Origin of the sequence: Streptococcus mitis, from assembly GCF_946188585.1 — a bacterium.
Lineage (GTDB): Bacteria > Bacillota > Bacilli > Lactobacillales > Streptococcaceae > Streptococcus > Streptococcus mitis_DG.
The window spans coordinates 210,565-223,999 of record NZ_CAMHVI010000001.1 but is presented as its reverse complement, the minus strand read 5'-3'; the positions used below and the strand labels follow the sequence as shown (position 1 = coordinate 223,999).

At 39.6% G+C, this 13,435-nt stretch carries 12 protein-coding genes and 1 pseudogene; all 13 read left to right on the top strand.

The window, feature by feature from the left end:
* Positions 1-130 precede the first annotated feature (130 nt).
* The 13 genes and pseudogenes from N8M66_RS01080 to ciaH all read left to right on the top strand — a co-directional run bounded on the left by N8M66_RS01080 (position 131) and on the right by ciaH (position 13,409).
* Positions 131-931 carry a dihydroorotate dehydrogenase electron transfer subunit gene (locus N8M66_RS01080; RefSeq protein WP_261045082.1) on the top strand — a complete coding sequence of 267 codons (801 nt, stop codon included), beginning with the start codon at positions 131-133 and terminating at the stop codon, positions 929-931.
* Positions 894-1,880: a dihydroorotate dehydrogenase gene (locus N8M66_RS01075; protein ID WP_261045081.1), complete on the top strand. Its 987-nt coding sequence runs from the start codon at positions 894-896 to the stop codon at positions 1,878-1,880. Before N8M66_RS01080 ends, N8M66_RS01075 begins: the two co-directional genes overlap by 38 nt.
* A 127-nt stretch (positions 1,881-2,007) precedes the next feature.
* The gene (locus tag N8M66_RS01070; protein WP_261045079.1) at positions 2,008-3,909 is read left to right on the top strand and encodes a glucosaminidase domain-containing protein; all 1,902 of its coding nucleotides are present in this window, start codon (positions 2,008-2,010) and stop codon (positions 3,907-3,909) included.
* A 206-nt stretch (positions 3,910-4,115) separates the two neighbouring features.
* Positions 4,116-5,147 (top strand): DNA/RNA non-specific endonuclease, encoded by a 1,032-nt coding sequence (locus N8M66_RS01065; protein WP_261045078.1) that lies wholly within the window; start codon positions 4,116-4,118, stop codon positions 5,145-5,147.
* 113 nt (positions 5,148-5,260) lie between these two features.
* Positions 5,261-6,076 (top strand): EbhA, encoded by an 816-nt coding sequence (locus N8M66_RS01060; protein WP_201058104.1) that lies wholly within the window; start codon positions 5,261-5,263, stop codon positions 6,074-6,076.
* 115 nt (positions 6,077-6,191) lie between these two features.
* Positions 6,192-6,428 (top strand): DUF2829 domain-containing protein, encoded by a 237-nt coding sequence (locus N8M66_RS01055; RefSeq protein ID WP_033684947.1) that lies wholly within the window; start codon positions 6,192-6,194, stop codon positions 6,426-6,428.
* Positions 6,421-7,119 carry a 3-oxoacyl-ACP reductase gene (locus N8M66_RS01050; RefSeq protein ID WP_261045074.1) on the top strand — a complete coding sequence of 233 codons (699 nt, stop codon included), beginning with the start codon at positions 6,421-6,423 and terminating at the stop codon, positions 7,117-7,119. Before N8M66_RS01055 ends, N8M66_RS01050 begins: the two co-directional genes overlap by 8 nt.
* Positions 7,120-7,138: 19 nt before the next feature.
* A pseudogene (locus tag N8M66_RS01045) lies at positions 7,139-7,267 on the top strand (NUDIX hydrolase); the annotation flags it as partial.
* Positions 7,245-8,093 (top strand): putative PEP-binding protein, encoded by an 849-nt coding sequence (locus N8M66_RS01040; RefSeq protein ID WP_261045470.1) that lies wholly within the window; start codon positions 7,245-7,247, stop codon positions 8,091-8,093. The pseudogene N8M66_RS01045 and the gene N8M66_RS01040, both read left to right, overlap by 23 nt.
* Positions 8,090-8,530, top strand: coding sequence for an ASCH domain-containing protein (locus N8M66_RS01035; protein WP_261045072.1), 441 nt, complete (start codon positions 8,090-8,092; stop codon positions 8,528-8,530). The genes N8M66_RS01040 and N8M66_RS01035 overlap by 4 nt, the downstream gene beginning before the upstream one ends.
* Positions 8,531-8,650: 120 nt before the next feature.
* Positions 8,651-11,197, top strand: coding sequence for a M1 family metallopeptidase (locus N8M66_RS01030; RefSeq protein ID WP_261045070.1), 2,547 nt, complete (start codon positions 8,651-8,653; stop codon positions 11,195-11,197).
* A 213-nt stretch (positions 11,198-11,410) separates the two neighbouring features.
* Positions 11,411-12,085, top strand: coding sequence for a two-component system response regulator CiaR (gene ciaR, locus N8M66_RS01025; protein ID WP_000590639.1), 675 nt, complete (start codon positions 11,411-11,413; stop codon positions 12,083-12,085).
* On the top strand, positions 12,075-13,409 hold the full coding sequence (gene ciaH, locus N8M66_RS01020) for a two-component system sensor histidine kinase CiaH (RefSeq protein WP_261045068.1): 1,335 nt from the start codon (positions 12,075-12,077) through the stop codon (positions 13,407-13,409). The genes ciaR and ciaH overlap by 11 nt, the downstream gene beginning before the upstream one ends.
* Positions 13,410-13,435 lie beyond the last annotated feature (26 nt).

The window sequence follows — 13,435 nt, the reverse complement described above, 5'->3', positions numbered from 1 at the left end:
AAGAATAGTACAATTTTATAGAGGAGACTTTTTGAGTGTGCTCTCTTGTTTTGTACGATTTTAACTGAGGCCTTGCAATCGCAAGGTCTTTTCTTTATCTGGTCCCCTTAAAATTTAAGGAGGAAAAGTCATGAATCCCACATGTAAGAAACGTTTGGGTGCCATTCGTTTGGAAACCATGAAGGTGGTTGCACAGGAGGAAATCGCGCCAGCAATCTTTGAATTAGTCCTAGAAGGGGAAATGGTTGAAGCCATGCGAGCAGGCCAATTTCTTCATCTACGTGTGCCTGATGACGCCCATCTCTTGCGTCGCCCTATTTCAATTTCGTCTATTGACAAGGCAAACAAGCAGTGTCATCTCATTTATCGGATTGAGGGCGCTGGGACTGCCATTTTTTCAACCTTAAGCCAGGGAGATACTCTTGATGTGATGGGGCCTCAGGGAAATGGTTTTGACTTGTCTGACCTTGATGAGCAGAGTCAGGTTCTCCTTGTTGGTGGGGGGATTGGTGTTCCGCCCTTGCTTGAAGTGGCCAAGGAATTGCATGCGCGTGGAGTGAAAGTAGTGACAGTCCTCGGTTTTGCTAATAAGGATGCTGTTATTTTAGAGACGGAATTAGCTCAATATGGTCAGGTCTTTGTAACGACAGATGATGGTTCTTATGGTATCAAAGGAAATGTTTCCGTTGTTATCAATGACTTAGACAGTCAGTTTGATGCTGTTTACTCATGTGGGGCTCCAGGAATGATGAAGTATATCAATCAAACCTTTTATGACCACCCAAGAGCCTATCTATCTTTGGAATCTCGTATGGCTTGTGGGATGGGGGCTTGCTATGCCTGTGTCCTAAAAGTACCAGAAAGCGAGACGGTCAGCCAACGCGTCTGTGAAGATGGCCCTGTTTTCCGCACAGGAACAGTTGTATTGTAAGGAGAAAATCATGACTAGAAATCGTTTACAAGTTTCTCTACCTGGTTTGGATTTGAAAAATCCCATCATTCCAGCATCAGGCTGTTTTGGTTTTGGTCAGGAGTATGCCAAGTACTATGATTTAGACCTTTTAGGTTCTATTATGATCAAGGCGACAACCCTTGAACCACGTTTTGGCAATCCAACTCCAAGGGTGGCAGAGACACCCGCTGGCATGCTCAATGCAATCGGCTTGCAAAATCCTGGTTTAGAAGCTGTTTTAGCTGAAAAGCTACCGTGGTTGGAAAGAGAATATCCAAATCTTCCCATCATTGCCAATGTGGCTGGTTTTTCAAAACAAGAGTATGCGGCTGTTTCTCATGGTATTTCCAAGGCAACTAATGTAAAGGCCATCGAGCTCAATATTTCTTGCCCCAATGTTGACCACTGTAATCACGGACTTTTGATTGGTCAAGATCCAGATTTGGCTTATGATGTGGTGAAAGCAGCTGTGGAAGCCTCTGATGTGCCAGTTTATGTCAAATTAACCCCGAGTGTGACCGATATCGTTACTGTCGCAAAAGCTGCAGAAGATGCGGGAGCAAGTGGCTTAACCATGATTAATACTCTAGTTGGAATGCGCTTTGACCTCAAAACCAGAAAACCAATCTTGGCCAATGGAACAGGTGGGATGTCTGGTCCAGCAGTCTTTCCAGTAGCCCTCAAACTCATCCGCCAAGTCGCTCAAACAACAGACCTGCCCATTATTGGAATGGGAGGAGTGGATTCGGCTGAAGCTGCGCTAGAAATGTATCTGGCTGGTGCATCTGCTATCGGAGTTGGAACAGCCAACTTTACCAATCCATATGCCTGTCCTGATATTATCGAAAATTTACCAAAAGTCATGGACAAATACGGCATTAGTAGTCTAGAAAATCTCCGCAAGGAAGTAAAAGCCAGTCTTAGATAAGCTAGACTATCCTTATTGTCAATAAGACATATAATTTTCATCATTTTGTAATATTTTCATATTTTAACTATGTTAAAATAAAGTTAATTACGAATGATGTAGATGAATTTCTACTTAGGGGAGTAAAATGAAGAGAACACTACTTGTAAGCACGGTAGTGCTTGCATTGGCAATTGTGCCCACAACATCAGTCTTTGCTGAAGATAGTAAAACAACAGACCAAAGTCAGACGACAAATAAGAGTCAATCTGTGGACAAAAATCAGTCTAAAGATAAAAATCAGACTCCAACTTCAGAAGAGAAAAAAGTTGTTGAAAATACAAAGAATGAAGCTGAAAAGACGGAAAAAAAGAAAGAACCAGTTGTTGTAAAAGAAAATAATTCTAAAAAAGAGGCTATTCCAAATAAAGAAAAAGTTGAAGAAGCTCATAAGAATGGTTGGCAGAAAGAGCATGGGAAATGGCTTTTTTATGAGAATAATCAACCAATCAAAAATTGGAAAAAAATTGCGGGTGTCTGGTATTTCTTTGATCAACATGGAATCATGGCTAGCAATAGGATTGTTAATGACTATGCTTTTCGTACTAGTGGAGCAATGGTAGAAAATTCCTGGGTGAAAATTGCTGATAAATGGTATTATGCTACAGATTCAGGAAAGATTGTTCGTAATAGATGGGAAAAAATTAGCAATGTTTGGTATTACTTCAAGCAAGATGGAGTTATGGCTAGCAATGTTCTAGTGAACGATTATCTTCTTAATAGTAGTGGAGCAATGGCTCAAAATGCTTGGGTGAAGATTACTGATAAATGGTATTATGCTACAGATTCAGGAAAAATCCTTCGTAATAAATGGGAAAAGATTAAGGGCACATGGTACTATTTTAACAGTGATGGTGTGATGGCTAGTAATCAGTGGAAAGATGCTTACTATCTAAAGAATAGTGGAGCAATGGCTGAAAAAGAATGGATTTTTGATAAATCTTATAATAGCTGGTTTTACCTAAAATCAGGTGGTGCTTATGCTTCACGTGAATGGATTGGTGCTTATTACCTCAAATCTGGTGGTTATATGGCCAAGAATGAATGGATTTTTGATACTAACTACAATGCATGGTACTACCTGAAAGAAGATGGAAGCTATGTTACTGGTAGTTTTAATATTAAAAATAAGGAGTATTTCTTCCAGAGTAATGGAAAGTGGTTTCAAAGTCCAAAATATTTTAAGGTTAAACCAATCACAGCCTATATTTATAGCGAATCAGGAGATATTTTGAGCTATGTCAATCAGGGAAGTATTGTGACCTATGATGGCTCTAAAAGCAAGGGTAGTCGTCTAGCTGTTTCAATATCAGGCTTGTCCGGTTATATGAATCAAAGTGATTTGGCTTTAGTTGATGAAGGAAGTGAGTTTATTCCTCACTATACTACAGATGGAAGATTCCTATACCATGAACTTTCTCCATACACTAGTATACGGGTAGCTCCACATACTTCAGCTATGAAAATTGGTAAGAAGTATTATTCAAAGGATGGAGAACATTTCGATGGGTTTACTATCAAAAATCGTTTCCTTTTCAAGAATTTAACTGAACCAACCAACTATAGTGCGGATGAATTAAATAGAGTTTATTCGATGATGAATATCCGAAACAGTCGTCTTGCCGGTAAAGGAGCAATTTTTAAAGAAGCTGAAAAACGTTACGGTGTCAATGCTCTTTATTTAATAGCTCATAGTGCGTTAGAAAGTGCTTGGGGACGTAGCCAAATTGCTAATGATAAAAATAACTTCTTCGGTATAGCTGCTTACGATACCAGTCCCTATGATTCCGCTAAGAAATTTGATGATGTAGACAAAGGAATTCTTGGTGCGGCCAAGTGGATTCGTGAGAACTATATTGACCGTGGAAGAGATCACCTTGGAAATAAAGCGACGGGAATGAATGTACGCTATGCATCAGATCCGTACTGGGGTGAAAAAATAGCTAGTATCATGATGAATATCAATAGTCGACTTGGTGGAAAAGATTAAAAGATAAGCAACGATAACTGCTGAAAAAGTGGTTGTCGTTTTTTTATTTTTCCGTAGATTTAAGAAGATAAAATGGAGTGAAGTATAGTCAAAAAGCCGTTGCAAAGCGTTTTTTAACAACAATAACATATAATTCAATTGATTACTTTGATATATTATAGTAAAATGTAATAAAAATGCTAAAGGAAATTAAAAAGATGTTAAAGATGAAGAAGTTTGTTTATGTTAGTCTATCCATTTTGTCAGCCTTTACTTTGGCGGCTTGTTCTGGTCATAAGGAAGAAGCAAAAGTTTCAGAAGCAAAAGTGGAACAAACACAAGCTAAGTTTGATGAGAAGTTGTTCAAAGAAGCTGGTCTCTTGCCCTTTAAAAATGAAAAACAGCTTGAGCTTGGAGAACTGGATTCTAAAAATCGTGCGACGGGTGCTCATATTCAGCTAAAGGATAGCGATGAGCCAACTGAGAAAAGAGATTCAAAATTGACCTATGATCCAGTAGGGTGGCACAACTATAAATTCTTTTACGGAGATGGACGGGAAGAAGCTTGGTTGATGAGTAGAGGTCATTTAATTGGTTACCAATTTAGTGGTCTGAATGATGAAAAGAGAAATTTAGTTCCTATGACTAACTGGCTCAATGCTGGAAATTATTCTGGGACTGATGAACACAACCAGAGTAGTATGCTTTATTATGAAAATCGATTAGATTCATGGCTCGCTAATCATCCTAACTACTATCTTGATTATAAGGTGACGCCAATTTATCAGAAAGATGAGCTGATCCCAAGACAAATTGAGTTGCAATATGTAGGCATTGATGAAAATGGTAAACTCTTGGAGATTAAATTGGAAAGTAGTAAAGAAAAGGTTGATAAGTACTCTGTGACGCATGTCGTTTTAGACAATGTTTCGGCTAATGCAGAAATTAACTATTTGGATGGTACTGCTAAAAACCTAGTTGAAGACGCAAAGGTAAAAGAAGAAAAAGAAAAAGCCAAGAAGGAAGCTGAGGAAAAGGCTAAGAAAGAGGCGGAGGAAAAAGCAGAAGCCGAGAAGAAGGCGAAAGAAGAGGAAGAAAAGGCTCGTCAAGCAGAACAAGAAAAGGAAGAGAGTCAGGAATCAAACACGCAATCAGCAAATTCAGGTGGTTATTTCAAAGATTCCAGAGGAAGATGGCATAAACCAAATGGCAAGTATGCCTCTAAGAAAGAAATTAAAGCAGCTGGATTGCAGTGGTAGGAAAAATTTAGTATATATACAGTCAAAAAAACGTTGCAAAGCGGTTTTTTGTTGCGTGTTTTGGGGTAATATAGTAGAATTATGGAGATATTAAATATTTTTTGGAGATTAATATGAAGAAAAAAATAATTATATTGTCAATGTGTCTGATATTAGGAATTTCTGGTCTTGGATACTATTTCTTATCTTATGTCCCCTACAGATCTGCTGTAACTAAGTTTGAAGATATAGTCAAAGATTTACAAGAAAAAAATAAAGAGGTTGAAAACCAAATAGCTGAGGCTGAGAAGGTAATTGATAGTGGCGAAGAGCCATTGGATTCAAAAAAATTAGAAGAATTAAAAAAAGCAATTGAAGATAGTCAGAATTCGCTTCGAAAAGTACCAGAAATGGAGAAATCAACTGCTAAGATTGAGGAGCAAATAGAAGAATTAAGCAAGCCAGTGGACTATAGTGAAACAATAAAGAATTTATCTGACAAACAGACTCTTTATCAAAATAGTATTCTTCAGCTAAAACAAATTACAAATCCATCTAATACTTTTGTTGAAGAAAGACTCAAAGAAATTTCTTCAATTACAGGAGTACAGTCTGTTACTGAAAATAACGATCCAAATAATAAATTGAATAAACAAGGTGGGTATACAGCGTCTGTATATTTTGTTGACAATCAAGTTACACATTCAGTAGAGGGATCTGATATTGTTCAGAAAGGAAATGATGCTGGAGGAAATGTAGAGGTGTATAAGACAAAAGAAGAAGCTGAGAAACGAAACACATATATTAGCGCATTTGATGGTACTGCTTTAAATCCTGGTTCACACTATGTTTATGGAACAGTTTTAATTCGTACATCACACTATTTAACAGGAACACAGCAGAAAGAGTTAACTGAAAAAATTTATAATAAACTGATTGAACTTAAATAATTTAAAAATTGGATAGCTATTAGTTTATTTAACTAATATACAGTCAAAAAGCCGTTTTAAAGCGGTTTTTTTGTTATAATGAAGTGAAGATTTATCGATATAAAAGGAGAAAAACATGACTTTCGAAGAAATCCTGCCTGGATTAAAGGCTAAGAAAAAATATGTACGAACTGGTTGGGGAGGAGCTGAAAACTATGTCCAACTCTTTGATACGATTGAACAAAACGGGGTTGCACTTGAAGTGACACCCTATTTCCTAATCAACGTGTCTGGAGAAGGAGAAGGTTTTTCCATGTGGAGTCCGACACCTTGTGATGTTTTGGCGACGGATTGGGTAGAAGTGTATGACTAGACGTGTATTGATTACGGGAGTGAGTTCAGGGATCGGCTTAGCTCAGGCTCGACTCTTCTTAGAGAATGGCTATCAAGTTTATGGAGTTGACCAAGGTAAAAATCCACTCTTAGAGGGTGATTTTCATTTTTTACAGAGAGATTTGACCTTGGACTTGGAGCCTATTTTTGACTGGTGCCCTCAGGTTGATGTTTTGTGCAATACTGCTGGAGTTTTGGATGATTACAAACCACTGTTGGAACAGACAGAGCAGGAAATTCAAGAGATTTTTGAAATAAACTACGTGACTCCTGTTGAGTTGACTCGCTATTATTTGACACAAATGCTGGAAAATAAAAAGGGGGCGATCATTAATATGTGCTCCATAGCTTCTAGCCTAGCAGGTGGAGGTGGTCACGCCTATACTTCCTCTAAGCATGCTTTGGCTGGCTTCACCAAGCAGTTGGCTCTAGACTATGCTGAAACTGGGATTCAGGTTTTTGGTATCGCTCCAGGAGCAGTCAAGACAGCTATGACCGCTGCGGACTTTGAGCCAGGTGGCCTAGCAGACTGGGTGGCTAGTGAAACACCAATCAAGCGTTGGATTGAGTCAGAAGAAGTGGCAGAAGTCAGTCTCTTTTTGGCCAGTGGAAAGGCATCTGCCATGCAAGGACAAATCTTGACAATAGACGGTGGATGGTCTTTGAAGTAGGAGGATCTGATGGAAATCAAAAATCACAGAAGAAAATGCATCGCCATTAGTCTTGAAGGTTAAGTCTGAATTATTAGGATTTCCAGAACTGGACAAGACCTTGTATATGAATTGGAAGGTGAATGATGAGAAACCAACTTGCCCTTAGTGGCGAAAAAATTGTTGAAAAAATTTATCCTCAGTTATTGCACCATGTAGGTATGATTAGAGGCGAATACTTGTTGAGAGAGCTCAATCAAAACATCCTGTTACCAAGTTGTCAGCAATTTGTAAAAGATTATCTAGACACTATTTGTTCCTTGTACTCAGATGAAGAAGTCTGGTATCGTTTTTCTGAATTAACGAATACAGAAGCCAATTGTTTAGAGGGAACTAAACAGCATTTTGACGAACGTCATCCTTTGTTTGGATATAGAGGAACTAGGCGTTTACTAGCGTGTCTGGATGAATTTCAAGCTGAGGCAAATGTCGTTACAGAAGTTTATCAAACCAATCCCAATCTGTCTGTTATTTTTCCTTTTGTCAATGATGCTGATCAGTTAAAGCAAGCTATCACAGTATTACGTCAGCATGGTTTTACTGGAAAAGTCGCCACAATGATTGAATTACCGTCAGCGTATTTTGACTTGGATAGAATACTGGAAACAGGCATTTCAAAAATTGTAGTTGGAATGAATGATTTGACTTCTTTTGTTTTTGCGACTGTGAGAAACAGTCAATGGCATGATATGGAAAGTTCCATTATGTTAGATATGCTGAGACAGATGCAGGATAAAGCAAGGACGAAGAAGACTGACTTTGCTGTGGCAGGTTATCTGAATGCTTCGTTCATACAAAAAATGAATCAGATGGGTATCAAGTGCATTATCCACTATAGTTCTATTCCAGAGATTTTTGATTTAGAGATTGACCATCCAGACCAACTCAAACGTGTAAAAGAAGTGAGTAAAAAATTACAAAGGAGCAACCTATGACACCGCAAGAAATGTGGAATTCCTACAAGCAAATCAATCCTTCTATCGGAGATGAGATAGATGCCTGGGCTTTTGGAGTGGAAGCAGATCTCTTGGCAGATTTAGTACTAAGAGGCGAAAAGACAGCAACCGCCTCATCCTATGACCTCTACGCACTAGAAGCCGAACCTCTTCCACAAAAAGGTACCTTCGATGTCATTTTAGATAGTCAAAATCAGGCTGTCTGTATTGTCGAAATTACCAAGGTTTCTGTTCAGCCCTTTCATCAAGTTTCGGCTGACCATGCCTTTAAGGAAGGTGAAGGAGACAAATCTTTAGCCTATTGGCGCCAGGTTCATGAAGACTGTTTCACCGAGTGGATGAGGGAGGCAGGCCTGACTTTTACGCCTAATAGCAAGGTTGTTTTAGAAGAATTTCGCAAGGTCTACCCACTTTAGGCTGCAGAAGGAAGAAAGTTTTGGAAATTACCGTCCAATCCTTTTTTCTTAGGCAAAACATGATATAATAAGTTTGTTTGAAGAAGAGCTCTAGCTCTTAAACTTAGATAGGAGAAAACTATGCAAGCAGTTGAACATTTTATTAAGCAATTTGTTCCTGAACACTATGATTTATTTTTAGACTTGAGTCGTGAGACCAAGACTTTTTCTGGGAAGGTGACCATCACTGGTCAAGCACAGAGTGACCGTATTTCCCTGCACCAAAAAGACTTGGAAATCGCTTCTGTAGAAGTTGCAGGTCAAGCTCGTCCATTTACAGTTGACCATGAAAATGAAGCCCTTCATATCGAATTGGCTGAGGCTGGTCAAGTTGAAGTGGTTCTTGCCTTTTCTGGTAAAATCACAGACAATATGACAGGGATTTACCCTTCATACTACACAGTTGATGGAGTCAAGAAGGAAGTCTTGTCTACTCAGTTCGAGAGCCATTTTGCGCGTGAAGCCTTCCCATGTGTGGATGAGCCAGAAGCCAAAGCGACTTTTGACCTCTCGCTACGTTTTGACCAAGCAGAAGGTGAATTGGCCTTGTCAAACATGCCTGAGATTGATGTTGAAAAACGTCAGGAAACAGGTATCTGGAAGTTTGAGACAACACCTCGTATGTCTTCTTACTTGTTGGCCTTTGTTGCTGGTGATTTGCAAGGTGTGACGGCTAAAACTAAAAACGGTACCCTCGTAGGTGTATACTCAACCAAAGCCCACCCACTATCTAACCTTGATTTCTCACTGGACATCGCCGTTCGCTCGATTGAGTTTTACGAAGATTACTACGGAGTTAAATATCCAATTCCTCAATCACTCCACATCGCCCTTCCTGACTTCTCAGCAGGTGCGATGGAAAACTGGGGTCTTGTAACCTACCGTGAAGTTTACTTGGTTGTCGATGAAAACTCTACATTTGCCAGCCGTCAACAAGTTGCCCTTGTTGTAGCCCATGAATTGGCTCACCAGTGGTTTGGTAACCTTGTAACTATGAAATGGTGGGATGACCTCTGGCTTAATGAAAGCTTCGCTAACATGATGGAGTACGTCTGTGTGGATGCTATTGAACCAAGCTGGAATATCTTTGAAGATTTCCAAACAGGTGGTGTTCCGTCTGCCTTGAAACGTGACGCGACGGATGGCGTACAGTCTGTTCACGTCGAAGTTAAACACCCAGATGAAATCAATACGCTCTTTGACGGGGCTATCGTCTATGCCAAAGGAAGCCGTCTCATGCACATGCTTCGTCGTTGGCTAGGAGATGCTGATTTCGCTAAAGGCTTGCACGCTTACTTTGAAAAACATCAGTACAGCAACACAATTGGTCGTGACCTTTGGGATGCCCTTGGTCAAGCGTCAGGACGTGATGTTGCAGCCTTCATGGATTCTTGGTTGGAACAACCTGGTTACCCAGTTCTTACTGTCAAGGTTGAAAATGATATCTTGAAGATTTCACAAAAACAATTCTTCATCGGTGAGAACGAGGACAAGAACCGTCTCTGGGTGGTACCACTCAACAGCAACTGGAAAGGCTTGCCAGATACACTTGAAACTGAAAGTATCGAAATCCCTGGCTACGCAGCTCTTCTTGCAGAAAACAAAACAGCACTTCGTCTCAACACTGAAAATACAGCTCACTACATTACAGACTACCAAGGAGACTTGTTAGATGCTGTTCTTGCTGACCTAGTTGAGCTTGATAACACAAGTAAACTGCAGATAGTTCAAGAACGTCGTTTGCTTGCTGAAGCAGGGCATATTTCTTATGCTGACTTGTTCCCAGTCCTTGATAAACTTGCTAATGAAGAGTCTTATCTTGTGGTTTCAGCTGTTTCTCAAGTACTTTCTGCCCTTGAGCGCTTTATCGATGAAGGAACAGCAGCTGAAACAGCCTTCAAAGTATTGGTTGCTAAATTGGCTCGTCACAACTATGACCGTCTTGGTTTTGAAGCTAAAGATGGAGAATCAGACGAGGATGAACTGGTTCGTCAGTTGGCAATCTCTATGATGATTCGCTCAAATGATGCAGAAGCTAGTCAAGTCGCTAGCCAAATCTTCGCAGCTCACAAGGAGAATCTTGCAGGACTCCCAGCAGCCATTCGTTCACAGGTTCTGATCAATGAGATGAAACATCATGAGACTAAAGACTTGTTAGCACTTTATCTTGATACCTATACGCACGCAACAGATGCTGTCTTCAAACGTCAGTTAGCAGCTGCTCTTGCCTATAGTAAAGATGCGGACAATATCCAAACCTTGATTGCTTCTTGGAAGGACAAATTTGTGGTCAAACCACAAGACTTGTCTGCTTGGTACTTCCAGTTCTTAAACCATCAAGCAACTCAGGAAACAGCATGGTCTTGGGCTCGTGAAAACTGGGCTTGGATTAAGGCAGCTCTTGGAGGAGATATGAGCTTTGATAGCTTTGTTATCCTTCCTGCTCATGTATTTAAGACTCAGCAACGCTTGACGGAATACAAGGAATTCTTTGAGCCACAACTTTCTGACCTTGCTCTTAGCCGTAATATCGGTATGGGAATCAAGGAAATTGCAGCGCGTGTTGACTTGATTAACCGTGAAAAAGCTGCAGTGGAAGCAGTTGTTCTTCAATACGGAACTAACTAATTAAGACTAAATGACAATAAAACTCAGCTATCTCATGTAATACTCTTCGAAAATCAAATTCAAACCACGTCAGCGTCGCCTTGCCGTACTCAAGTACAGCCTGCGGCTAGCTTCCTAGTTTGCTCTTTGATTTTCATTGAGTATAAAATGCAGAGAGTTGAGTTTTTTTTAAGGCAAATTTGGTATAATGGTCTTAATAAGGAGGAGTTTCTCATGATAAAAATCTTATTAGTTGAGGATGACCTAGGCCTGTCAAATTCAGTATTTGACTTTTTAGACGATTTTGCGGATGTCATGCAGGTATTTGATGGAGAAGAAGGTCTCTATGAAGCTGAGAGTGGCGTCTATGACTTGATTTTGCTGGATTTGATGTTACCTGAAAAAAATGGCTTCCAAGTCTTGAAAGAATTGCGTGAAAAAGGGATTACGACACCAGTTCTGATTATGACTGCCAAGGAAAGCTTGGATGACAAGGGACATGGATTTGAGTTGGGAGCGGATGATTATCTGACCAAGCCTTTCTACCTAGAAGAACTCAAAATGCGGATTCAAGCCCTTCTCAAACGTTCAGGTAAATTTAATGAAAACACCTTAACTTATGGAAATATCGTGGTTAATTTGTCTACAAATACCGTTAAGGTTGAAGATACTCCCGTCGAATTGCTGGGGAAAGAGTTCGATTTACTAGTTTATTTCCTTCAAAATCAAAATGTTATTTTGCCGAAGACTCAGATTTTTGATCGTCTATGGGGATTTGATAGTGATACAACGATTTCTGTTGTCGAAGTCTATGTTTCAAAAGTTCGTAAGAAATTAAAAGGAACCACTTTTGCAGAGAATTTGCAAACCTTGCGTAGTGTTGGGTATATTTTAAAAGATGTTCAGTAAACTAAAAAAAACATGGTATGCGGATGACTTTAGTTACTTTATCCGCAACTTCGGTGTCTTCACCCTGATTTTCTCTACCATGACTCTGATTATTTTGCAGGTCATGCATTCGAGTCTCTATACTTCGGTGGATGATACGCTCCATGGCTTGAGTAACAATCCTCAGGCAGTTATTCAGCTTGCGGTAAATAGGGCGACAGAAGAGATTAAAGATTTAGAGAATGCTGCTACAGATACTAGCAAGACTGAGATAAAACCCAATGTCAGTTCCAATACGGAGGTTATTCTTTTTGATAAGAATTTTACCCAGCTCCTTTCTGGAAATCGATTTTTGGGATTGGATAAGATTAAGCTAGAGAAGAAAGAACTAGGCCATATCTATCAAATTCAGGTTTTTAATAGCTATGGACAGGAAGAAATCTATCGCATGATTTTGATGGAAACCAATATCAGTTCGGTTTCAACCAATATCAAGTATGCGGCTGTCTTGATTAATACCAGTCAGTTGGAGCAAGCCAGTCAAAAGCATGAGCAACTGATTGTGGTCGTGATGGCTAGTTTTTGGATTTTGTCTTTGATTGCCAGTCTCTATCTAGCTCGAGTCAGTGTCCGACCTCTGATTGAGAGTATGCAGAAGCAGCAGTCTTTTGTGGAAAATGCCAGTCATGAGTTACGAACTCCACTTGCAGTTCTGCAAAATCGTTTAGAGACCCTTTTTCGTAAGCCAGAAGCTACCATTATGGATGTGAGCGAAAGCATTGCATCGAGTTTGGAAGAAGTCCGAAATATGCGTTTTTTGACGACAAACTTGCTGAACTTAGCTCGACGAGATGATGGAATTAAGCCAGAACTTGCAGAAGTTCCAACTAGCTTTTTTAACACGACTTTCACAAACTATGAGATGATTGCTTCTGAAAATGACCGTGTCTTCCGTTTTGAAAATCGCATTCATAGAACGATTGTCACAGATCAGCTTTTACTCAAACAACTGATGACTATCCTATTTGATAATGCTATCAAATATACTGAGGAGGATGGTGAAATTGATTTTATGATTTCAGCGACTGATCGTAATCTGTATTTGCTAGTTTCCGACAATGGAGTCGGTATTTCAGCAGAAGATAAGAAGAAAATTTTTGATCGTTTTTATCGAGTAGACAAGGCTAGAACCCGCCAAAAAGGTGGTTTTGGTTTAGGATTATCCTTAGCCAAGCAAATTGTAGATGCGCTAAAAGGAACCATTACTGTCAAAGATAATAAACCAAAGGGAACAATCTTTGAAGTGAAGATTGCCATCCACACACCATCGAAAAAGAAAAAATAAAAATATCGCTCCAGCTGGGGCGATAT